Source organism: Ruegeria marisrubri (genome assembly GCF_001507595.1).
In the GTDB taxonomy this organism is placed as follows: domain Bacteria; phylum Pseudomonadota; class Alphaproteobacteria; order Rhodobacterales; family Rhodobacteraceae; genus Ruegeria; species Ruegeria marisrubri.
The window spans coordinates 102,672-123,864 of record NZ_LQBQ01000038.1 but is presented as its reverse complement, the minus strand read 5'-3'; the positions used below and the strand labels follow the sequence as shown (position 1 = coordinate 123,864).

The window sequence follows — 21,193 nt, the reverse complement described above, 5'->3', positions numbered from 1 at the left end:
TCAGTGAAGGATCAGGCGCGGCGCCGGGCCCAGCGGGATCGGGCCCAAAGCGACAAAGCCGTCACGGAAATTGAGCTGCACATCCAGCGCATTCGGATTGCCCCCCAGGCCAGCCAGCAGGTTCAGGACGCGATTGACCGGATCCGTCGCCTGATCGGGCAGCACACCCGCGGCGTTTGCCATCGCGACCATGTCCTGCCAGTTCTCGGCCTTGAGCGCGATCTCTCCGGTGGGCACGCCCTGTTCGTCCACGTCCAGTTCTCCGGTGGCGAACAGGTGCAATTCCCCCCACTGGGCTTCGGCCAGTGCCAGATCAATGGTCACTGGCTGCGGCCGACGCTCCTCGAGCGCCGTTCTGTCCCACGGCTTGTCGAAAACGACGGTCATGTCGAGTTTCAGAGCGTCGAACGCCTGCGGCAAGGATGACTCGGTCTGCATGAGGCTGCGCAGGCCCTCGCCGGGGGTGAACGAATTGGCCTCGATAAGAATGTCATAGGTTTCTGGCGTTTCCGCCCGGGCCATGATCAGGTTCAGGTTCTGGGCCGCCGCGACCAGATCTCCGTCTTGGGTGATCGACCACGGCGCCGAGGTGAGCGCCATGCGTTCGAGAACCAGCGCCACGCCCGGCTGAAGGTGCAACTCGGCCTGCAGGCCTTGCGCGGTGAGGATCGCAGTCCGGTCGAAATAAGACAGGCGTTGCGGCGTGTCGGCAAAGCGCAGGGTCTGGCGCCCGGGCCAGATCGCCGGACTGTCCAGATGAATCCAGTCGGCCCGCCACGCGGTGCCGTTGACCGGGTCCGCCAGAACCGGGTTGTCCAGCCGCGTGATATGGCGCGTTGGATAGCCCGAGGTGCCAATTTCAGAAAACTCGGCCTGCCACCCTTGCTGCTGGCGTTGCTCGAACCAACCGGAAATCGCAGAACGCAGCCCGTAACCGGCGATGAACCAGTAGCCCGTCCATGCAAGGGCGGCGATGATGAAAACTCGAACCAGACGGCTCATGTCGAATGGCCTCTTTTGCCCGTTCCGGAATTGATGTTTATAGAGCAAAAACGGCAAGGACCAGCGCGATGACGATGTGGGTGTTCGGATATGGATCACTTCTGTGGAATCCCGGCTTTCCGGTGGCCCGCAGCGAGCTTGCGACACTGCATGGCTATGCCCGGTCGTTCTGCATGAGTTCCATCCACCACCGCGGAACCGAGGAAACCCCCGGCCTGGTGCTGGCGCTGGACGAGGTGGACGGGGCGCATTGCAAGGGGGTGGCGCTTGCCGTCGAAGCCGGCCACGAAGAAAGAACGCTGGCCGAGCTGCGCGAGCGCGAGCTGGTTTCCTCGGCTTACCTGGAACGGGTGCTGGACGTGCACCTCGATTGCGGCGAGGTGGTGAACGCGGTGACCTATGTGATCGACCCGCATCATGTTCAGTATTGCGGCGGCATGCCACTCGAGGAACAGGCCCACATCATCGCCCGCGCGGTCGGGGGCAGGGGGCCGAACACCGAATACCTGTTCAACACCACCGAGCATCTGGCGGAAATCGGACTGCATGACCCGGATCTGGAATGGTTGTCCGAGCGGGTCCGGGGTCTGATGGCATAAACTCTTGGCGTAAACCGTAAAATGCCGATAGGTTTGAACAAGAGCAGATAACATCAGGAACAAGGCGCATGGCGCAGGCACACCACGAGGCGAGGCCGCTTTTCTCGCAACCGATCCGACAGATCGTGATGATGCTGATCGTGATTGCCTTGTCCGGGTTCGGCGTGTTCATCGCATTGCCGCGGGTCTTGCCGGTATTCGAGGCAAACCCCTATCTCAACGGTTTCATTCTGCTTGTCTTCGTGATTGGCGTGCTTGCCTGTTTTTACCAGGTGATCCAGTTGATCGGCTCGGTGCGCTGGATCGAACAGTTTGTCAGCGGTGTGGAACGTGACGGGACGCGGCCGCCGCAACTGCTGGCGCCGCTGGCGTCGCTATTGGGCTCGCGGGGCGCGCGAATGCAGATCAGCTCCACCTCGACCCGCTCGATCCTCGACTCGGTTTCGGAACGGATCGAGGAAGAGCGCGAGATCACCCGCTACATCACCAACGTGTTGATCTATCTGGGCCTGCTGGGCACGTTTTTCGGTCTGGCAACCACGGTTCCCGCCGTCGTCGACACCATTCGCAGCCTGAATCCGCAGGAAGGCGAAGAAGGTCTGGCCGTGTTCAATCGGCTGATGACGGGGCTCGAAGCTCAGCTCGGAGGCATGGGCGTGGCCTTTGGCTCGTCGCTGCTCGGTCTGGCCGGGTCGCTGATCGTGGGCCTGCTGGAACTGTTCGCCGGCCACGGGCAGAACCGGTTCTATCGCGAGCTCGAGGAGTGGCTTTCGACCATCACCCGCGTGGGCTTTGCCGCCGGGGACGAGGGCGGTGCGGAACTGGCCGTGCTCACGCCGATCCTCGAGGCGATGTCCGAACAGATGGACGCGCTGCAGACAATGTTCTCGGCCAGCGAGAAGGGTAATATCGAGGTGGCCTCCAAACTGGGCCATCTGATCGATGTGATCGGAGAGATGAACCAACGGCAACAGGACACCGAAGGGGTCGTCGCCGCGCTGGATCGCGTTGCCCTGGGGCAGGAGGCGCTGCTCGACCACATGCGCGAAAAAGGTGCGGGCGACGGGATCGATGCGGAAAGCCGGATGCGGCTGCGCTCGATGGACGTGCAGTTGCTGCGCATTCTCGAAGAGATTTCCGCCGGGCGCCAGGAAAGCATGATCGAGCTTCGCAAGGACATTGACCTGCTGGTCAAGGCGCTGTCTCATTCTCGGGGTCCAATGCGCACCGCGCCTGACGGAGAGTGACCCATGGCCCTGTCCCGCCGCACCGGTCAACGTTTCCAGGGGTCTGTGTGGCCCGGATTCGTGGATGCGATGACCGGGCTGCTGATGGTGCTGACCTTCGTGCTGACCATTTTCATGGTCGTGCAGTTCGTTCTGCGCGAGACGATCTCGGGGCAGGAGGACGAGTTGAGCGCGCTGGCGAACGAGGTGTCGGCGTTGGCTTCGGCACTGGGCCTTGAAGAACGCGAGAACAGCCGCCTGCAGGCCCGGCTGGGGGCATTGAACGCAACCTTGACCCAGACCGAAGACGATCTGGTGCAGGCCCGCGCCCTGATTGCCTCGCTGACGACCGAGCGGGACCGGCAGGCCGAGGAACTGCAGGCGGCCCAGACGCGGATCACCGATTTCGAGGCCCAGGTGGCGGCGCTTCTGACCGAGCAGGAGCGCGCCCGGGGCAGCATCGCGGCGCTCGAGGCGGAACGCGAAGAGTTGCAGGCCGCGCGCGAGGAACTGCTTTCGGAACAGGAGGCGCTGAACCTGGCGCTGGCCCGCAGCCGCGAGGAGATCGACGCGCAAGCCGAAGCCGCCCGTCTGGCCGCGGCACGCCGCGAGGCGCTCGAGGCGCTGGTGGCGGATCTGGAACGCAGCGGCGAGGAAAACGCGGCGCGGATCGAGACGTTGGAGCAGCAACTGGGCGAGGAAGAGGCCGCCCGTCTGGCCGAGGCTGCCGCCGCCGAAGCCCTGCGTGAAAGGCTGCAGAACGCGGATGCGGAACTGACGGCGATGACCCTTGCGCTGGAGGCGCAGCGGAAAGAGGCCGAGGAAACTTTGACGCTGCTGGCTGCGGCGGAGGCCGCCAAGCGCGAGTTGGAGCGGCGTTTCGGAGAACTCAACCCCGAGGAGTTGAAGCAACAGTTGCAGGCGGCTCTCGAGGCGCGGGCCGAAGCCGAAGCCGCCGCCGAGTCGCAAAGGACGCTGGCCGAGGAACGGGCGGCCTTGCTGGCCACGGCGCGCGAAACCCTTGCCGAGGAAAAAGCCATCTCGGAAGAGGCGCACAGGCAGGCGGCGCTGCTCAACCAGCAGATCGCGGCTCTGCGCACACAGTTGGGGTCGTTGCAGGCGCTGCTGGACGACTACAAGGAGCGCAACGAGGCCGCCAATATCCAGATCCAGACACTGGGGCAGGACCTGAACGCGGCGCTGGCCCGTGCAGCCTCGGAAGAGCGCAAGCGCCGCCTGCTGGAAGAGGCCGAGCGCAAACGGCTGGAGGCCGAGGCCAAGGCCTTGGAAGGTGAAAAAGAGGAACTGGCAGCAAAGGCCAAGGATCTCGAACGGTATCGCTCGGAATTCTTCGGTCGGCTGCGCGACCTTCTGGGGCATCAGGAAGGCATCCGGATCGAGGGCGACCGGTTCGTGTTCTCCTCGGAAGTGCTGTTCGATCCGGGTTCGGCTGAACTGTCCCCCGAAGGCAGGCAGGAGGTGGCCAAGGTCGCCAACATCCTGCGTAGTATCGCCAGCGAGATCCCGCCAGAAATCAACTGGATCATCCGGGTCGATGGCCATACCGACAACATCCCGCTGGTTGGAAACGGGCGCTACAGGGACAACTGGGAACTCAGCCAGGCGCGCGCCCTGTCGGTGGTGCGCTACATGGTCGAGGAACTGGGCATTCCGCCGAACAGGCTTTCGGCAAACGGGTTTGGCGAGTTCCAGCCGGTCAATACCGCCGACACGCCCGAGGCCCGCGCCCAGAACCGCCGGATCGAGTTGAAACTGACCGAAAAGTAACCGCCCGCGCAATCGAAACCCGGGCCGATGCAGGTGGCGCCCTGTGGGTCATCGGACAGCACCGTCGCCACCAAAAAGAAACACCCGCAGCAGGTTGTGCCGCGGGTGTCTGTTTTTCGGATGGGAAACCGTCAGTCCGCCGTCAGCAGCGGAGGTTTCTTGCCCGAGATACGTGGCTGGCCAGGGCCATGAATTTCCAGATCCAGCTCGCCATCCTTGACGGTGACCCGAACGATGCCGCCCTTGGCCAGTTTGCCGAACAGCAGTTCCTCGGCCAGAGGCTTCTTGATGTTTTCCTGGATCACCCGGCCCAGCGGGCGGGCGCCCATCTTGTCGTCATAGCCCTTGTCGGCCAGCCATTCGGCGGCAGCCGGTGTCAGGTCGATGGTCACGCCACGGTCGAGCAGTTGTGCTTCGAGTTGCAGCACGAATTTCTCGACCACCTGCAGGATGACCTCCTTCGGCAGCGGCGCGAAGGAGATGACGGCGTCCAGACGGTTGCGGAATTCCGGCGAGAACATGCGCTCGATGGCAGCGGTGTCTTCGCCCTCGCGCCGGTCGCGGCCAAAGCCGATGGCCGCCTTGGCCTGCTCCTGCGCGCCCGCGTTCGAGGTCATGATCAGCACCACGTTGCGGAAATTCACCGTGCGGCCGTTGTGATCGGTCAACTCGCCGTGATCCATCACCTGCAGCAGGATGTTGAACACGTCCGGGTGCGCCTTCTCGATCTCGTCCAGCAGCAGCACGCAATGCGGGTGCTGGTCGACGCCGTCGGTCAGCAGGCCTCCCTGATCGAAGCCGACATAGCCCGGAGGCGCGCCGATCAGACGGGAGACCGCGTGCTTCTCCATATATTCCGACATGTCGAAGCGCAGCAGCTCCACGCCCAGAGTATCGGCCAGCTGCTTGGCGACCTCGGTCTTGCCGACGCCGGTCGGGCCGGCGAACAGGTAGTTGCCGATGGGCTTTTCAGGCTCGCGCAGACCGGCACGGGCCAGCTTGATGGCGCTTGCCAGCGCCTCGATGGCCTCGTCCTGACCGAAGACGACACGTTTCAGCGAGGACTCGAGATCTTTCAGAGCCTCGGCATCGTCCTTGGTGACGTTCTTGGGCGGAATGCGGGCGATCTTGGCGACCACCGCCTCGATCTCCTTCACGCCGATCGTCTTGCGGCGCTTGCTTTCGGCCACCAGGTGTTGTGCCGCCCCGGCCTCGTCGATCACGTCGATCGCCTTGTCGGGCAGCTTGCGGTCGTTGATGTAGCGTGCCGACAGTTCCACCGCGCTCTTGATCGCGTCGGCGGTGTACTTGATGTCGTGGTGCTTCTCGAAATAGGGCTTGAGACCCTTGAGGATCTTCACGCTGTCCTCGACCGAAGGTTCGTTCACGTCGATTTTCTGGAACCGGCGGGAAAGGGCGCGGTCCTTTTCGAAATGCTGGCGGAACTCCTTGTAGGTGGTCGATCCCATGGTGCGCAGCTTGCCGCCCTGCAGGGCCGGCTTGAGCAGGTTCGAGGCATCCATCGCCCCGCCCGACGTGGCGCCCGCACCAATCACGGTATGGATTTCGTCGATGAACAGCACCGCGTCGGGGTGTTCTTCAAGCTCGGTCACCACCGCCTTGAGGCGCTCTTCGAAGTCACCGCGATACCGGGTGCCGGCCAGCAGCGCGCCCATGTCGAGTGCGTAGATTGTGGTGTTCGCCAAAACCTCGGGTGCTTCGCCCTGAACGATCTTGTAGGCAAGACCCTCGGCGATGGCTGTCTTGCCGACGCCCGGATCACCCACCAGAAGCGGATTGTTCTTGCGGCGGCGGCACAGCACCTGGATGCAGCGCTCGACCTCGTCGGCGCGCCCGATCAGCGGGTCGACATCGCCGGCGCGGGCCTTGGCGTTCAGGTCGACGCAGTATTTCCCGAGCGCGCTTTCCTTCTGGTCCGCCTCGCTGTTGGTGTTTTGCGTCTCTTCCTCGGCCTGATCGGCACCCGTGACGGGGCGGCTTTCGCCGTAAGCCGGATCCTTGGCGACACCGTGGGCGATGAAGTTCACCGCGTCATAGCGGGTCATGTCCTGCTCTTGCAGGAAATAGGCCGCGTTGCTTTCACGCTCGGCAAAAATCGCCACGAGCACGTTCGCGCCGGTCACTTCGGTTCGTCCCGAGCTTTGGACATGGATCGCGGCGCGCTGGATCACGCGCTGGAATGCCGCCGTCGGCACGGCCTCGGACCCGTCGATATCGGTGACGAGGTTCGACAGGTCTTCGTCGATGAATTCGATCAAGGTGCTGCGCAACTCGTTCAGGTTGACACTGCATGCCTTCATGACACGCACGGCATCGGGTTCTTCCAGCAGGGCCAGCAGCAGATGCTCCAGCGTCGCGAATTCATGGTGCCGCTCGTTTGCCGCCGCAAGAGCGGCGTGAATGGCTTGTTCTAATGTGCTCGAGAATGAAGGCACGCGGGTGCTCCTCTGTCTTGGGTCGGGAACGGGGCCGAGTTGCGGTCAGAGCCCCAGTCCAACCATGTCCTCATAACTATAGAGTTTGGTTGATCATCGCCCGGCTTCAAGGGTTTTCTTGCTCTTGACAGTCACATTTCCTGTGACCGTGGCTGTGAGGAATACTTTTTTGCCGTCAGAAACGATCTTTCCGGGCGCGGATTTCGGCGAAAACATCGGCAGGGTCCGCCCCCGTCATGCCGAGGTTTGCCTGAATTCCGGGTTCTGCGGCGCGCAGGAAAGGGTTTGTCGCCTTTTCCAATGCAAGCAGTGACGGCACCGTGGGCTCCCCGGCGGCCCGAGCACGGGCGATGTCCGCGATGCGCCGCTGCAAGGCGGGGTTTTCCGGTTCGATGGTTTCGGCGAAGCGGCCGTTTGCCTGCGTGTATTCGTGGCCCGAACAGACCAGCGTGTCATCGGGCAGGGCCGCCAGCTTGCTCAGCGAGGCCCACATCTGTGGCGCGGTGCCTTCGAACAGACGCCCGCAGCCCAGCGCCATCAGGCTGTCGGCCGTAAAGACCACGCGGCTTTGCGGCATGTAATAGGCGACATGGCCGATCGTGTGCCCGGGCACCTCAAGAACCCGAACCAGTTCGCCCCCGACCTTGAACGTATCGCCATCGGAAACGCGAACATCCAGCGGCGGCAGACGATGGGCATCGGCCGCAGCACCAACAACGCGGGCTGGGTGCTCGGCCAGGATCTCGGCCAGTCCGTCAACGTGGTCATAGTGGTGATGGGTGAGCAGGACATGGCTCAGCCGCCAGCCGCGCCTGGACAGTTCCGCAAGGATCGGCGCGGCTTCGGGCGCGTCGACCAGAGCGGTCTCGCCGCTTTCAGCGGAATGCGCCAGGAACGCGTAATTGTCGCTGAGGCAGGGAATCGTGACGATCTCGAGAGGCATGGTCTTTTGCCCTTTCATTGCTAGACTGCATCCAGCTAAGCCGATCGAGCAGGTGTCCGCAATGCATCTCGACGTGCAGGATCTGAGGAATTTCTACTATCGCAGCACGCTGGGCCGTGCCGCGCAAGCCGCGATCCGGGGGCGCCTGCTGCAGATATGGCCAGAGGCCAAGGGCCAGACCGTTGCGGGCTTCGGCTTTGCTGTGCCGCTGCTGCGGCCCTACCTGGCCGAATCCCGCCGGGTGATCGGGGTGATGCCGGGGCCGCAGGGGGTCATGCCCTGGCCGGCGGGGATGCCCAATGTCTCGGTGCTCAGCGAAGAGACGCATTGGCCGATCGAGACGGGCCATGTCGACAAGCTGGTGGTCATGCATGGGCTGGAAACCTCGGAGCGGCCCAGCCAGTTGCTGGACGAGTGCTGGCGGGTGCTGGGGCCGGGGGGCAAGGCCATCTTCATCGTGCCGAACCGCGCCGGGCTGTGGTCGCGATCGGACAAGACGCCTTTTGGCTTCGGACGCCCCTACACGTTGGGTCAGTTGGAATCCCAACTCAAGATCCACCAGTTCCTGCCCGAGGCCCATTGCTCGGCGCTGTATCTTCCGCCATCTTACCGGCGCTTCTGGCTGAAGTCGGGCAACCTCATCGAAAAGACAGGCCAGAGACTGCCGACGATCATGGCGGGGGGGGTGCTGATGGTCGAAGTCAGCAAGCGCGTGCATCCTCCGCGCGGCAACGTCGCCAAGGATACGCCCCGCCGCACCGTCAAGGCGCTGGACGGTTTGTTGAAGCCGGTTTGAGGCCGGAGAGGCCGGTTTTTCTTGAGTATCCGGCTCGGCTCGGCTTTGGACTGAAATTGCGCCAAATCCGTCACAGGAATCGCGAAAACCTGCAAGTTGGTAACAATTTTCAAGCCCAGATCGGGGTCCAAAGGGTCGCAGTTGTGGCAAGTCATTGAAAACAAATATTTTGTGGATAACTCTGTTACCGCTATACTGTATTGCGAGGTTGGGAGCGCTCTGCTACATCCCCGGTGATTTTCGTGCCCTGCCTTTCGGCGGGGCTTCGTCACGCCCCCGGGGAAGCGAAAGCCAAGCGAATTCGGGGCCAAAAATATCGGAAGGGTGGACGTGTCCGAACCAGCTTCGATTTCCGCAGGCATCGCCGAGCGCTATGCCACCGCGATCTTCGAGATCGCAAAAGAGAACAATGATCTTGCAGGCCTCGAGGCCGGGGTCAACGATCTGGCCGAGGCGCTGGACGCAAGTGCCGATCTTCGTCAACTGATCGCCTCTCCGCTGATCTCGCGCGCCGAGCAAGAGGCAGCCATCACCGCGATTGCCGACAAGATGGGGCTGAACGCCGTGCTGCGCAACTCGCTGGGCCTGATGGCGCAGAAGCGTCGCCTGTTCGTGGTGCCTCAGCTGCTCAAGGTCCTGCGTGACATGCTGGCCGAAGAGCGCGGCGAAGTGACCGCCGAGGTCGCGTCGGCCAAGCCGCTGACCAAGACCCAGATGGAAAAACTGTCCAAGACGCTGTCCGAGCGTGTGGGCAAGACCGTGAAAGTAAATGCGACCGTTGATGAGAACCTCATCGGCGGTCTTGTCGTCAAAGTGGGCTCGAAGATGATCGACAGTTCGATCCGCTCCAAGCTCAACTCCCTCCAGAATGCAATGAAAGAGGTCGGATAAATGGGTATCCAAGCTGCAGAGATTTCTGCAATCCTGAAGGACCAGATCAAGAACTTTGGTCAGGAAGCAGAAGTGGCCGAAATCGGCCGCGTGCTGAGTGTCGGCGACGGGATTGCCCGCGTGTATGGCCTCGACAACGTGCAGGCCGGTGAAATGGTCGAGTTCCCGGGCGGCATCATGGGCATGGCGCTGAACCTCGAAGCCGACAACGTCGGTGTCGTGATCTTCGGCAGTGACCGTGACATCAAGGAAGGTGACACCGTCAAGCGCACCAACGCGATCGTGGACGTTCCGATCGGTGACGAGCTGCTGGGCCGGGTCGTTGACGGCCTTGGCAACCCGCTGGACGGCAAGGGCCCGATCAACGCCAAGCAGCGCGGCATCGCAGACGTCAAGGCGCCCGGCATCATCCCGCGTAAGTCGGTGCACGAGCCGATGGCGACCGGCCTGAAGTCGGTTGACGCGATGATCCCGATCGGCCGCGGCCAGCGCGAGCTGATCATCGGCGACCGTCAGACCGGTAAAACGGCCGTGGCTCTGGACACCATCCTGAACCAGAAGGTCTACAACGACGCCGCCGGCGACGATGAATCGAAAAAGCTGTACTGCGTCTACGTGGCCATCGGCCAGAAGCGTTCGACCGTGGCCCAGCTGGTGAAGAAACTGGAAGAGTCCGGCGCCATCGAATACTCGATCGTCGTGGCCGCAACCGCGTCCGACCCGGCACCGATGCAGTTTCTGGCACCCTATGCCGCAACCGCGATGGCCGAATACTTCCGCGACAACGGCCGCCACGCTCTGATCATCTACGATGACCTGTCGAAACAGGCCGTCGCATATCGTCAGATGTCGCTGCTGCTGCGCCGTCCGCCGGGACGCGAAGCCTATCCGGGCGACGTTTTCTACCTGCACTCGCGCCTGCTGGAGCGTTCGGCCAAGCTGAACGAAGACTTCGGCGCCGGTTCGCTGACCGCTCTGCCGGTCATCGAAACCCAGGGCGGCGACGTGTCGGCCTTTATTCCGACCAACGTGATCTCGATCACCGACGGCCAGATCTTCCTGGAAACCGAGCTGTTCTACCAGGGCATCCGTCCCGCCGTGAACACCGGTCTGTCGGTTTCGCGCGTGGGCTCGTCGGCCCAGACCAACGCCATGAAGTCGGTCGCCGGCCCGGTGAAACTGGAACTGGCCCAGTATCGTGAGATGGCCGCGTTCGCCCAGTTCGGTTCCGACCTGGATGCCGCCACCCAGCAGCTGCTGAACCGTGGTGCGCGCCTGACCGAGCTGATGAAGCAGCCGCAGTACTCGCCGCTGACCAACGCCGAAATCGTCTGCGTGATCTTCGCCGGCACCAACGGCTATCTCGACAAGATCGACGTGAAGGACGTCGGTCGTTACGAGGCTGGCCTGCTGGCACATCTGCGCGGCAAACACGCCGACCTGCTCCAGTGGATCACCGACGAAGATCCCAAGATCAAGGGTGAGGCTGCCGACAAGATCAAGGCTGCGCTGGACGAATACGCCGCCACCTTCGCATAAGGAGATGCGGCGATGCCAAGTCTGAAGGACCTAAAAAACAGGATCGAGTCGGTCAAATCGACCCGCAAGATCACCAAGGCCATGCAGATGGTCGCGGCCGCGAAACTGCGCCGCGCCCAGGACGCTGCCGAAAGCGCCCGCCCCTATGCCGAGCAGTTCAATGCTGTGATGGCGGGGCTGGCGGCCTCGGTCGGGGACAGCGAGAGCGCCCCGAAGCTTCTGCGCGGCACGGGCAGCGATCAGGTTCAGCTTCTGGTCGTCATGACGGCCGAGCGCGGTCTCTGCGGCGGCTTCAACGCGAACATCGCCAAGCTCGCCCGCGCCAAGGCGGACGAGCTGCGCGCCAAGGGCAAGACGGTCAAGATCCTGACCGTCGGCAAGAAAGGCCGCGATGCCCTGAAGCGTGAATATGGCGATCTGTTCATCGGCCACATCGACCTGAGCGAGGTCAAGCGCATCGGCTACGCCAACGCGCAGGACATCGCCAAGGACATCCTGACCCGGTTCGATGAAGAGGAATTCGACGTTGCAACGATCTTCTACGCGAAGTTCCAGAACGTCGTGACCCAGATCCCGACGGCTCAGCAGATCATTCCGGCCTCTTTCGAGGATGTCGAGGCGGAAACCGGGGGCGCGGTCTATGACTACGAGCCCGGCGAAGAGCGGATCCTGGCCGACCTGCTGCCGCGCGGCGTGGCGACCCAGATCTTCTCGGCTCTGCTCGAGAACGGCGCATCGGAACAGGGCGCCCGGATGAGCGCGATGGACAACGCGACCCGCAACGCGGGCGAGATGATCGACAAGCTGACCATCCAGTTCAACCGCTCGCGTCAGGCCGTGATCACCAACGAGCTGATTGAAATTATTTCCGGCGCCGAAGCGCTGTAAGAAAACCGGAGACGAAACATGGCGAATGCTAAAGGCAAAATCACGCAGATCATCGGGGCCGTCGTTGACGTGCAGTTCGATGATGCCCTGCCTGAAATTCTGAACGCGCTGGAAACCGACAACAACGGCAAGCGTCTGGTGCTCGAAGTTGCGCAGCACCTGGGCGAAAACACCGTCCGCACCATCGCGATGGACGCGACCGAAGGTCTGGTCCGCGGTGCGGAAGTCGTCGACACCGGCGGCCCGATCTCGGTGCCGGTGGGCAACGCGACCCTGGGCCGCATCCTGAACGTGGTCGGCGAGCCGATCGACGAAAAAGGCCCGGTTGAGGCGACCGAAACCCGCGCCATCCACCAGTCCGCGCCCGAATTCGACGAACAGTCGACCGAGTCGGAAATCCTGGTGACCGGCATCAAGGTCGTTGACCTGCTGGCCCCTTACGCAAAGGGCGGCAAGATCGGCCTGTTCGGCGGCGCCGGCGTGGGCAAGACCGTTCTGATCATGGAACTGATCAACAACATCGCCAAAGTGCACTCGGGCTTCTCGGTGTTCGCCGGTGTTGGTGAACGGACCCGTGAAGGGAACGACCTGTACCACGAGATGATCGAATCGAACGTGATCAAGCCGGACAACCTGGAAGAATCTCAGGTGGCCCTGGTCTATGGTCAGATGAACGAACCTCCGGGGGCGCGTGCCCGTGTTGCTCTGACCGGTCTGACCCTGGCCGAGCAGTTCCGCGACCAGTCCGGTACCGACGTTCTGTTCTTCGTCGACAACATCTTCCGCTTCACGCAGGCGGGCTCCGAGGTGTCGGCTCTGCTGGGCCGTATTCCTTCGGCGGTGGGCTACCAGCCGACGCTGGCAACCGACATGGGCGCTCTGCAGGAGCGCATCACCTCGACCAAGAAGGGCTCGATCACCTCGGTGCAGGCGATCTACGTCCCTGCGGACGACCTGACCGAACCCGCGCCGGCGACCTCGTTCGCGCACCTCGACGCAACCACCGTTCTGAACCGTGCGATCTCGGAAAAGGGTATCTACCCGGCCGTGGACCCGCTCGACTCGACCTCGCGCCTGCTTGACCCGGCCATCGTCGGCGAACGCCACTACAAGGTTGCGACCGACGTTCAGCAGATCCTCCAGCGCTACAAGTCGCTGCAGGACATCATCGCCATCCTCGGCATGGACGAATTGTCGGAAGAGGACAAGCTGACCGTGGCCCGCGCCCGCAAGATCGAACGCTTCCTGTCGCAGCCGTTCGACGTGGCCGAGGTGTTCACCGGTTCGCCGGGTGTTCAGGTTCCGCTGGAAGTCACCATCGACTCGTTCGAGCGTGTCGTGGCCGGCGAGTTCGACCACCTGCCCGAAGCGGCCTTCCTGATGGTTGGCGGCATCGACGAAGTGATCGCCAAAGCGGAGAAGATGGCCGCAGAAGCCGCCTAAGGAGTATCCCTGATGGCAAACACGATGCAATTCGACCTCGTGAGCCCGGAGCGGAGCCTTGCTTCGCTTCAGGTGACCGCGGTCCAGATCCCCGGTGCGGAAGGGGACATGACGGCGATGCCCGATCATTCCCCCACCATCACCACGCTGCGTCCGGGCATTCTCAAGGTCGAAGCTCCCGAAGGGACCAGCGAATACCTGGTCACCGGCGGGTTTGCCCAGATCAACGGCGATTCCCTGTCGGTGCTGGCCGAAAAGGCCATCCCGGTCGGCGAAATGACCCGTGCTCAGCTGGACGAGCTGATTGCCGAGGCGCGTGCCTCGCTCGAGGCTGCCAAGGAGCAGGAGCCGCACAGCCTCGTCGATGACGCGGCCAAGTTGCTGGCCGACATGGAAGCTCTGGGAACGCATATGAGCCTGTGACGCTCTGAAAGATCGATCCAAGAAACGGCCCTGCGCTCGCGGGGCCGTTTTTTTGCGTCCGGTTCTCGGATCGTTTTGTCTGGCGCACGGTTTTCGGCTTGATCCAGGGCCATGCAGCAAGACCGAACGACACTATTGTCCACGGCGATTGTCGTTGGAACAGGGGCCTTGTGGGGATTCTGCTGGCTGCCCGTCCGTGCTTTGGCAGACATGGGGCTGGCCGGCGCGTGGGGACGGTCGCCATCACTGCCGCCGCGCCTTGGTTCTGCTGGCCGGCGTTCATGAAATCTGGCCGGCGCACCGCCCTGCGGCGGCGAGTTAGGCTCGCAAAAGAAAATCGGGGCGGCTCCGAAGGCCGCCCCTGGGTGAGATCTTACCGATAGAGGGATTCGTAGATCGGGACCAGGGTCTTGTCCTCGAACAGCGACGACACCGAGGTGCCGTTCCAGATGTTCAGGATCGCCTGGGTAAAGATCGGCGCGGTTGGCACGACGCGGATGTTCGGCGCCTTCAGGATCGCCTCGGTCGGCTGGATCGTGTCGGTGATGACCAGCGATTTCATCACCGAATTGGTCACACGCTCGACCGCCGGGCCGCTCATGACGCCGTGCGAGATGTAGGAGTGGACCTCTTTGGCACCCTTGTCCATCAGGACCTGGGCCGCCTTGCACAGCGTTCCGGCGGTGTCGCAGATGTCGTCCACGATCAGGCAGATCTTGTCGGTCACGTCACCGATCACCGTCATCTCGGCCACTTCGCCGGGCTTTTCACGGCGCTTGTCCACGATCGAGAGCGGCGCGTTGATGCGCTTGGCCAGTTCGCGGGCACGGGCCACGCCGCCCACGTCGGGCGAAACGACCATCAGGTCTTCCATATGGCCCTTGAAATGATTGCGCACGTCCAGCGCGAAGATCGGCGAGGCATAGAGGTTGTCCACCGGAATGTCGAAGAAACCCTGGATCTGGGCAGCATGCAGGTCCATGGTCAGAACCCGCTCGATCCCCGAGCCGGTCAGCATGTTGGCCACCAGCTTGGCCGAGATCGGCGTGCGCGCCTTGGTGCGGCGGTCCTGGCGGGCATAGCCGAAATAGGGGATCACGGCGGTGATCCGGGCCGCCGACGACCGGCGCAGCGCGTCGGCGATGATCAGCAGTTCCATCAGGTTGTCATTGGCCGGGTTCGAGGTCGGCTGGATGATGAACATGTCCTCACCGCGGACATTCTCGAACACCTCGACGAATATCTCGCCGTCATTGAAACGTTCGACCCGCGCATCGACCAGTTCCTGGTCAACGCCACGGTATAGGCTCATCCGGCTGGCGATGGATTCGGCAAGCGGAAGGTTTGCGTTCCCAGCGATGAGCTTGGGTTCGGTGAGTGTCGGCATCTTCTGTTATCCCCGGGCAGCAGGCTATATATGACAGATTCGTGACTTGGGCACCGCTTACCACGGGCTTACCGTCCCGCAAAGGTAGCGAGGTGGAGAAAGTGAACATGGCCGATATTGACTACTTTTTTGCGACACTCTCGCCGTATTCCTATCTGGCAGGAACACGGCTGGAAGAGTTTGCCGCCAAGCACGGCGCGACGATCGCCTACAAGCCGGTGGACATCGTGGCGCTGTTCGGCCGAACCGGGGGCACGCCGCCGAAGGATCGCCACATCTCGCGGATCGAGTACCGGGCGCAGGAACTGGTGCGGCAGGCGAAGAAGCTGGGCATGAAGCTGAACCTGCAACCGGCGCACTGGCCGACCAATGCAGCACCGTCCTCTTACGCCATCATTGCCGCCATCCGGGACGGCAGCGGCGATGTCGGTCAACTCTGCCACTCGATCCTGCGCGCCTGCTGGGCCGAGGAGAAGGACATTGCCGAGGATGCGGTGATCCGGGAATGCCTTGAGAAAGCCGGGTTCGACCCAGGTCTGGCCGACAGCGGCCTGCTGGTCGGGGCCGAGACCTATGCGGCCAACCTGGAAGAGGCGGTCGATCGCGGCGTGTTCGGCGCTCCGTTCTACATCACGTCGGACGGGCAGAGGTTCTGGGGGCAGGACCGGCTCGATGATCTCGACGCCCATCTGGCGGAGATCAGGGGATGAAGGATCTGCCCGTGCTGCCGCAGCCCGTTCACGTCCGTGAACTGGGTCAGGGCCCGCGCCGGGTTCTGGCCCTGCACTGCACCATCGCCCATTCGGGCGCGTGGAAGGGGCTGGCGGAACGTCTGGCGCAAGAGGCGACGTTCATCGCGCCCGACATGCTGTCGCACGGGCGCAGCCCGGACTGGGACCGGCAGGGGGATTTCTACGACCGGATCACGGAAATTGCGCGGACGCAACTGACCGAACCGATGGACGTGATCGGCCATTCCTTTGGGGCGGCCGTCGCTCTGCGTCTGGCTGCCGAACACCCGGACCTGGTGCGCAGCGCCGTTCTGGTCGAGCCGGTATTCTTTGCCGTTGCCAAACAGGATGCGCCCGAGCTGATCGACAAGCACCACCACGACGCCGAGCCCTATCTGGATGCGCTGGCCGAAGGGGACGAGGCAATGGCCGCGCGGCTCTTCAACCGCATGTGGAGCACCGATGACAGCCCTCGCTGGCCGCAACTGCCCGAAAGCACCCGCGCCGCGATGATCCGCGGTATCCATGTGGTGCCGACCGTCGAGCAGGCTTTGTTCGCCGATCGTGTCGGGCTGTTGCAGCCAGGTATTCTGGATCGGGCCACGATGCCGATCCTGCTGATGCGCGGATCGCTGACCCACCCGGTGATCGCAGCGATCAACGAGGGGCTTGCCCGCCGTTTTCCGGACGCAACGAGCGTGGTGGTCGAGGGGGCAGGGCACATGCTGCCGATCACGCACCCGACTGAGACAGCCGAGCATGTGCGCGCCCTCTGGGCGCGTGTCTGATCAGGTCAGAAGCGACAGGAATTCGTCGATCTGGTCAGCTCCGATCGACCAGTCGCAGACCAGCCGGCAGGGCAGGGCTTCGTTCTCGTCCTCGCCGTCCAGTTCCGCGCCCCACAGGTGATAGACCGCGCCGGCCGCGTGCAGGCGCTTGTGGGTGCTGCGGGGGAAGCTGGCAAAGACGATGTTGGCCTGCGGTTCGTGCAGGAACTCGGCCCCGGCCGCGCGCAGCCCTTCGACCAGTCGGGCGCAGTTGGCATTGGCCCGGCGGGCAGAGTGCAGCCACAGATCATGCCGCAGATAGGCAGCCATCTGCGCCGACAGGTAGCGGTGTTTCGAGAACAGATGCGCCCCGCGCTTGCGGCGCAGCTCGAACTCCCACGCCTTGGATTCGTCGAAAAAGATCACCGCCTCGACGCCCATGCACCCGTTCTTGGTGCCGCCGAAACTGACCGCATCGACACCCGCCTGCCAGGTCATCTCGGCAGGTGAGCAGCCGAGCGCGACCAGCGCATTGGCGAAACGCGCGCCGTCCATGTGAACGGGCAGGCCGTATTCCTTTGCCACGCCGCACAGCGCCCGCAATTCGTCCAGCGAATAGACCGAGCCGCGCTCGGTGACCTGCGTGATCGACACCGGCCCGCGCTGCGGGCCATGCACCCCGCGGGTTTCCTCGGCGGCAATCGCGCCGCGCAGCGCCTCGGGCGTCATCTTGTCGCCGCCCGGCACAAGGGTCAGCTTGGCGCCGGTGTAGAACTCGGGCGCGTTGCACTCGTCCTCGTGGATATGGGCGACGGGAGAGCAGAAGATCGTCTCCCACGGGTTCGAGAGGGTCGCAAGCGCCAGCGAATTGGCCGCCGTTCCGGTCGCCACCAGATAGACCGCCGCGCCGGGCGCATCGAAGATGCCGCGGATATGGTCGCGTACCTCGTTCATCAGCGCATCGGCGCCGTAGGCCATTGCATAGCCCTGGTTGGCCTCGGCCAGGGCCTGCATCACTTCGGGATGGACGGGGCCGGAATTGTCGGAGGCAAAAAACATCAAACGGGCTCCTCGATAATGTAGTCTTCCCACTCTTCCTCGGGGGTTTCGAATTCCGAGACGGTCCGGCCGCGGGCCGACACGCCGGCCTCGTGCACGCTGTCCGGCGTGCCGGAAATCAGCGGATGCCAGTCGAACAGGGGCTTGCCCTCCCACAGCAGCCGATAGGCGCAGGTCTGCGGCATCCAGTAGGCGTGGGTGTCCAGGTTGTCCGGCTTCAGCACGATGCATTCGGGCACGAACTGATGGCGGATCTCATACTGGGTACAGCGGCAGGTCTCGTCGTCCAGCAGGCGGCAGGCCACGCAGGTCAACTCGACGACGCCGGTATCCTCGTCCTCGAGCTTGTTCAGGCAGCACTTGCCACAACCGTCGCAGAGCGCCTCCCACTCCTGCTCGGTGAGTTTCGAGAGCGGCTTGCGTTCCCAGAAACGCGGGGCGAGCCCGGCACGGTCTATAGGGTCCCGTTTCATAGCGCGGCCAGGATTTCGCGCGCCTTCGCGCAGTCGTCCTGCATCTGCGCAACCAGCGCCTCGACGCCGTCAAAGGTCATCTCGGGGCGCAGGTATTCGACCAGACCGACCGAGAGGGTGGAGCCATAGAGATCGCCGGAGAAATCGAACAGGAAGGTTTCGATATTGGGCTGCTCGCCCTTGAACATCGGCCGCGTGCCGACCGAGGCCGCGCCGTGGTAGCTGCCCTGATGCGGGCCTTCCAGCACGTCGACCAGCACGGCATAGACACCGAATTTCGGCTGGTGCAGCCCTTCGATGGTCATGTTCGCGGTGGGAAAACCCAACTCGCGCCCGCGCTGCTCGCCGCCGATCACCTCGCCCTCGATCCGGTGCCAGTGGCCCAGCATGGTGGCGGCATCTCGGGGGCGACCTTCGGACAGGGCGGTGCGGATGGCAGTCGAGGAGACCACGTTTTCCGAGCGTTCCATCAGTGGCGCGATCGTGACACCGAACCCCATCTCGCGGCCGAACCGGGCCATGTCCTCGGCGTTGCCGCTGCGGCCCTTGCCAAAGCAGAAATCGGCCCCGACCACCACATGCGCCAGTCCGAGGCCATCGCGGATCACGTTGCGGGCGAATTCTTCGGGCGTGAGCCCCGCCAGGGCAGCGTTGAAGTTCAGCTCGTAGAGCTTCTCGACCCCCAGTTTCTCAAGCCGGTGCGCCCGTGTGTTGCCGCGCATCAGGCGGAACGGAGGCGCGTCGGGCGCGAAGAACTCGCGCGGGTGCGGCTCGAAGGTCAGAACGCCCAAGGGGGCCTCGGGCGCGGCCTTGCGTGCCAGTTCGATCACCGACTGGTGGCCGATGTGAACCCCGTCAAAATTGCCGATCGCGGCGCTGGCGCCGCGGTCTTCGGGTTCGACGTATTGATAATCCCGGATGATCCGCATGGGCGATTGCGTAGCGGGACTGGGGGGCATGTTCAAGCGCCAGTTCGCCACATGACCTGCCGTCCCTGTTCAAAGCCTGCCACGTGTTGCGGGAATCCGTTTCTTGATCTGAGAAAAACTCGGGGTGTAAGCTATGAATCCGGCCAGCTTAACCACCCGTTTCGAAAAGGGTATTTCAGCCTCGGCAAGTGCCGGCGCGGGTCAGGGAGGACCAGCGGCATGTATCGACTACGCCTCTTCGCCATCCGTCACGCGCGCGCGTTCGAGTGGATCTACAAGCGCGTCGAACAGGGGATGGTCGCGCTTGATCCCCTGTTCGCCAAAATCGGCTACAACCGTGTCGAACGCCCCATTGCGCTGGTCGAGAAGGGGGTCAAGGTTCTGCTGTTCGACTGCAAGATGTGCGGCCAGTGCGTGCTGTCGTCGACGGGCATGTCCTGCCCCATGAACTGCCCAAAGCAACTGCGCAATGGCCCCTGCGGCGGCGTGCGCGAGGGGGGGTTCTGCGAGGTGAAACCGCAGATGAAATGCGTCTGGGCGCTGGCGTGGGACGGCGCCAGCCGCATGCGCGACGGGCCGTCGCGGATCAGGCAGGTGCTGCCGCCGGTCGAACACTCGCTGCGCGGCTCGTCCTCGTGGCTGCGCGTCAGCCGCGAGATTGCCGCCAAACGCCGCGAGGCGCGCGATGCGGCGCGGCTGGCAATGGCGCAGGCCTTTCCCGAGGCGCGCAAGAACGAACCCTCGTCGGCACCACTGGCCGACGAGCCCGCCAACGCGATCAACCGGGAGGCCAGGAAATGAGTCCTTCGGGCGATACAGAAGTCGAGCGAACGGGCTATCTGCCGGTGCCCGAGGGCTTCGTTTCCCACAGCAGGCTGGAACGGGTGCTGCGTTCGGGGCGCTTCGCGGTGACGGCGGAACTCAACCCGCCCGACAGCGCCGACCCCGAGGACGTGTACCAGGCGGCGCAGCCCCTGGGCGAGGTGGCGGATGCGATCAACGCGACGGACGCGTCGGGAGCCAACTGCCATATGTCCTCGATCGGAATCTGCGCTCTGCTGACGCGGGCAGGCTATTCGCCGGTCTACCAGATCTCCTGCCGCGACCGGAACCGCATCGCCATTCAGGGCGATGTTCTGGGCGCGGCCGCGCTGGGCGTCAGCAACGTGCTGTGCCTGACGGGCGATGGCGTGGGGGTGGGGGACCAGCCGGGAGCCAAGCCGGTATTCGACTTCGACTCGCTCACCCTGCTGCGAACCATCCGCAGCATGCGCGATCAGGGTCAGTTCCTGTCCGGGCGCAAGATCACCCGGCCGCCGCAGCTGTTTCTGGGCGCGGCGGAAAACCCGTGCATCCCGCCTTATGAGTGGCGGCCCGACCGTCTGGCCAAGAAGGCCGAGGCGGGTGCCGAATACATCCAGACCAACTATATCTACGACATTCCCCTGTTCGAGAAGTTCATGGCACGGGTGCGGGACGAGGGGCTTGATCAGCGTGTTTTCATCATCGCGGGCGTGGGGCCACTTGCCTCGGCGCGGGCGGCCCGGTGGATGCGCAGCAACGTGCCGGGCATCCACATCCCGGATCACGTCATTGACCGGCTCGAAAAGGCAGAGAAGCCGTCGGACGAGGGCAAGAAGATCTGCATCGAACTGATCCAGCAGATACGCGAGATCGCGGGCGTTGCCGGCGTGCATGTCATGGCCTACCGGCGCGAACATCTCGTGTCCGAGATCATTCTCGAATCCGGCGTGCTGAAGGGGCGGAGCCGGGGGCGCCGCGCGTGAAGGTTTCCAAAGCGTTGAAAAGGAAAAGGCGCCCGCTGGGACGCCTGTCGAGGACAACCTGAAGCG

20 protein-coding genes are annotated in these 21,193 nt (G+C 63.6%); 13 read left to right on the top strand and 7 right to left on the bottom strand.

Translation table 11 applies throughout. From position 1 onward, the window contains the following. A complete protein-coding gene (locus AVO45_RS18175; protein ID WP_068349868.1) occupies positions 1-1,002 on the bottom strand; it encodes a DUF2125 domain-containing protein in 1,002 nt (333 codons plus the stop codon). A gap of 68 nt (positions 1,003-1,070) precedes the next feature. Here AVO45_RS18175 and AVO45_RS18170 point away from each other — a divergent pair, with 68 nt between their 5' ends. From AVO45_RS18170 to AVO45_RS18160, 3 genes are all read left to right on the top strand, one after another. Continuing rightward, positions 1,071-1,601, top strand: coding sequence for a gamma-glutamylcyclotransferase (locus tag AVO45_RS18170; protein ID WP_068349866.1), 531 nt, complete (start codon positions 1,071-1,073; stop codon positions 1,599-1,601). 68 nt (positions 1,602-1,669) lie between these two features. Further along, complete coding sequence (locus AVO45_RS18165) at positions 1,670-2,848, top strand: biopolymer transporter ExbB (RefSeq protein ID WP_068349864.1); 1,179 nt, start codon at positions 1,670-1,672, stop codon at positions 2,846-2,848. Between the two features lie 3 nt (positions 2,849-2,851). Next, the gene (locus tag AVO45_RS18160) at positions 2,852-4,615 is read left to right on the top strand and encodes a peptidoglycan -binding protein (protein WP_068349862.1); all 1,764 of its coding nucleotides are present in this window, start codon (positions 2,852-2,854) and stop codon (positions 4,613-4,615) included. Positions 4,616-4,746: 131 nt separating this feature from the next. Here AVO45_RS18160 and clpA read toward each other — a convergent pair whose 3' ends face one another. Both clpA and gloB read right to left on the bottom strand, forming a co-directional pair. Then, a complete protein-coding gene (clpA, locus tag AVO45_RS18155) occupies positions 4,747-7,071 on the bottom strand; it encodes an ATP-dependent Clp protease ATP-binding subunit ClpA (RefSeq protein WP_068349860.1) in 2,325 nt (774 codons plus the stop codon). 175 nt (positions 7,072-7,246) lie between these two features. Next, positions 7,247-8,014: a hydroxyacylglutathione hydrolase gene (gene gloB / locus AVO45_RS18150; protein WP_205627911.1), complete on the bottom strand. Its 768-nt coding sequence runs from the start codon at positions 8,012-8,014 to the stop codon at positions 7,247-7,249. 61 nt (positions 8,015-8,075) lie between these two features. Here gloB and AVO45_RS18145 point away from each other — a divergent pair, with 61 nt between their 5' ends. The 6 genes from AVO45_RS18145 (at position 8,076) to AVO45_RS18120 (ending at position 13,994) form a co-directional block, all read left to right on the top strand. Further along, positions 8,076-8,810 carry a class I SAM-dependent methyltransferase gene (locus AVO45_RS18145; RefSeq protein WP_068349857.1) on the top strand — a complete coding sequence of 245 codons (735 nt, stop codon included), beginning with the start codon at positions 8,076-8,078 and terminating at the stop codon, positions 8,808-8,810. A 330-nt stretch (positions 8,811-9,140) separates the two neighbouring features. Then, positions 9,141-9,701, top strand: a complete 561-nt coding sequence (locus AVO45_RS18140; RefSeq protein WP_068350018.1) for a F0F1 ATP synthase subunit delta — start codon at positions 9,141-9,143, stop codon at positions 9,699-9,701. Continuing rightward, positions 9,702-11,240 carry a F0F1 ATP synthase subunit alpha gene (atpA, locus tag AVO45_RS18135; protein WP_068349856.1) on the top strand — a complete coding sequence of 513 codons (1,539 nt, stop codon included), beginning with the start codon at positions 9,702-9,704 and terminating at the stop codon, positions 11,238-11,240. A gap of 12 nt (positions 11,241-11,252) precedes the next feature. Beyond that, positions 11,253-12,128, top strand: a complete 876-nt coding sequence (locus tag AVO45_RS18130) for a F0F1 ATP synthase subunit gamma (RefSeq protein WP_068349855.1) — start codon at positions 11,253-11,255, stop codon at positions 12,126-12,128. 18 nt (positions 12,129-12,146) lie between these two features. Continuing rightward, a complete protein-coding gene (gene atpD / locus AVO45_RS18125) occupies positions 12,147-13,571 on the top strand; it encodes a F0F1 ATP synthase subunit beta (protein WP_068349854.1) in 1,425 nt (474 codons plus the stop codon). Positions 13,572-13,583: 12 nt separating this feature from the next. After that, complete coding sequence (locus AVO45_RS18120; RefSeq protein ID WP_068349853.1) at positions 13,584-13,994, top strand: F0F1 ATP synthase subunit epsilon; 411 nt, start codon at positions 13,584-13,586, stop codon at positions 13,992-13,994. Positions 13,995-14,367: 373 nt separating this feature from the next. Here the strand turns inward: AVO45_RS18120 and AVO45_RS18115 are convergent, their stop codons facing one another. Then, positions 14,368-15,381, bottom strand: coding sequence for a ribose-phosphate pyrophosphokinase (locus AVO45_RS18115; protein ID WP_068349852.1), 1,014 nt, complete (start codon positions 15,379-15,381; stop codon positions 14,368-14,370). A gap of 107 nt (positions 15,382-15,488) precedes the next feature. On the opposite strand from AVO45_RS18115, the gene AVO45_RS18110 reads away from it, so the two are divergent. Continuing rightward, positions 15,489-16,091, top strand: a complete 603-nt coding sequence (locus tag AVO45_RS18110; RefSeq protein ID WP_068349849.1) for a 2-hydroxychromene-2-carboxylate isomerase — start codon at positions 15,489-15,491, stop codon at positions 16,089-16,091. After that, entirely contained in the window at positions 16,088-16,900 is an 813-nt protein-coding gene (locus AVO45_RS18105) for an alpha/beta fold hydrolase (RefSeq protein ID WP_068349847.1), read from the top strand. Before AVO45_RS18110 ends, AVO45_RS18105 begins: the two co-directional genes overlap by 4 nt. Here the strand turns inward: AVO45_RS18105 and AVO45_RS18100 are convergent, their stop codons facing one another. The 3 genes from AVO45_RS18100 to AVO45_RS18090 are packed head-to-tail and all read right to left on the bottom strand — an operon-like array spanning position 16,901 to position 19,340. Continuing rightward, entirely contained in the window at positions 16,901-17,938 is a 1,038-nt protein-coding gene (locus tag AVO45_RS18100) for a threonine aldolase family protein (RefSeq protein WP_068349845.1), read from the bottom strand. Further along, positions 17,938-18,411, bottom strand: coding sequence for a YcgN family cysteine cluster protein (locus AVO45_RS18095; RefSeq protein ID WP_068349844.1), 474 nt, complete (start codon positions 18,409-18,411; stop codon positions 17,938-17,940). Before AVO45_RS18095 ends, AVO45_RS18100 begins: the two co-directional genes overlap by 1 nt. Beyond that, a complete protein-coding gene (locus tag AVO45_RS18090) occupies positions 18,408-19,340 on the bottom strand; it encodes a bifunctional riboflavin kinase/FAD synthetase (RefSeq protein WP_068349842.1) in 933 nt (310 codons plus the stop codon). The genes AVO45_RS18095 and AVO45_RS18090 overlap by 4 nt, the downstream gene beginning before the upstream one ends. Before the next feature lie 219 nt (positions 19,341-19,559). On the opposite strand from AVO45_RS18090, the gene AVO45_RS18085 reads away from it, so the two are divergent. Further along, positions 19,560-20,141 (top strand): methylenetetrahydrofolate reductase C-terminal domain-containing protein, encoded by a 582-nt coding sequence (locus tag AVO45_RS18085; RefSeq protein ID WP_068349840.1) that lies wholly within the window; start codon positions 19,560-19,562, stop codon positions 20,139-20,141. After that, positions 20,138-21,127: a methylenetetrahydrofolate reductase gene (locus AVO45_RS18080; protein WP_068349838.1), complete on the top strand. Its 990-nt coding sequence runs from the start codon at positions 20,138-20,140 to the stop codon at positions 21,125-21,127. The genes AVO45_RS18085 and AVO45_RS18080 overlap by 4 nt, the downstream gene beginning before the upstream one ends. Positions 21,128-21,193: the final 66 nt, after the last annotated feature.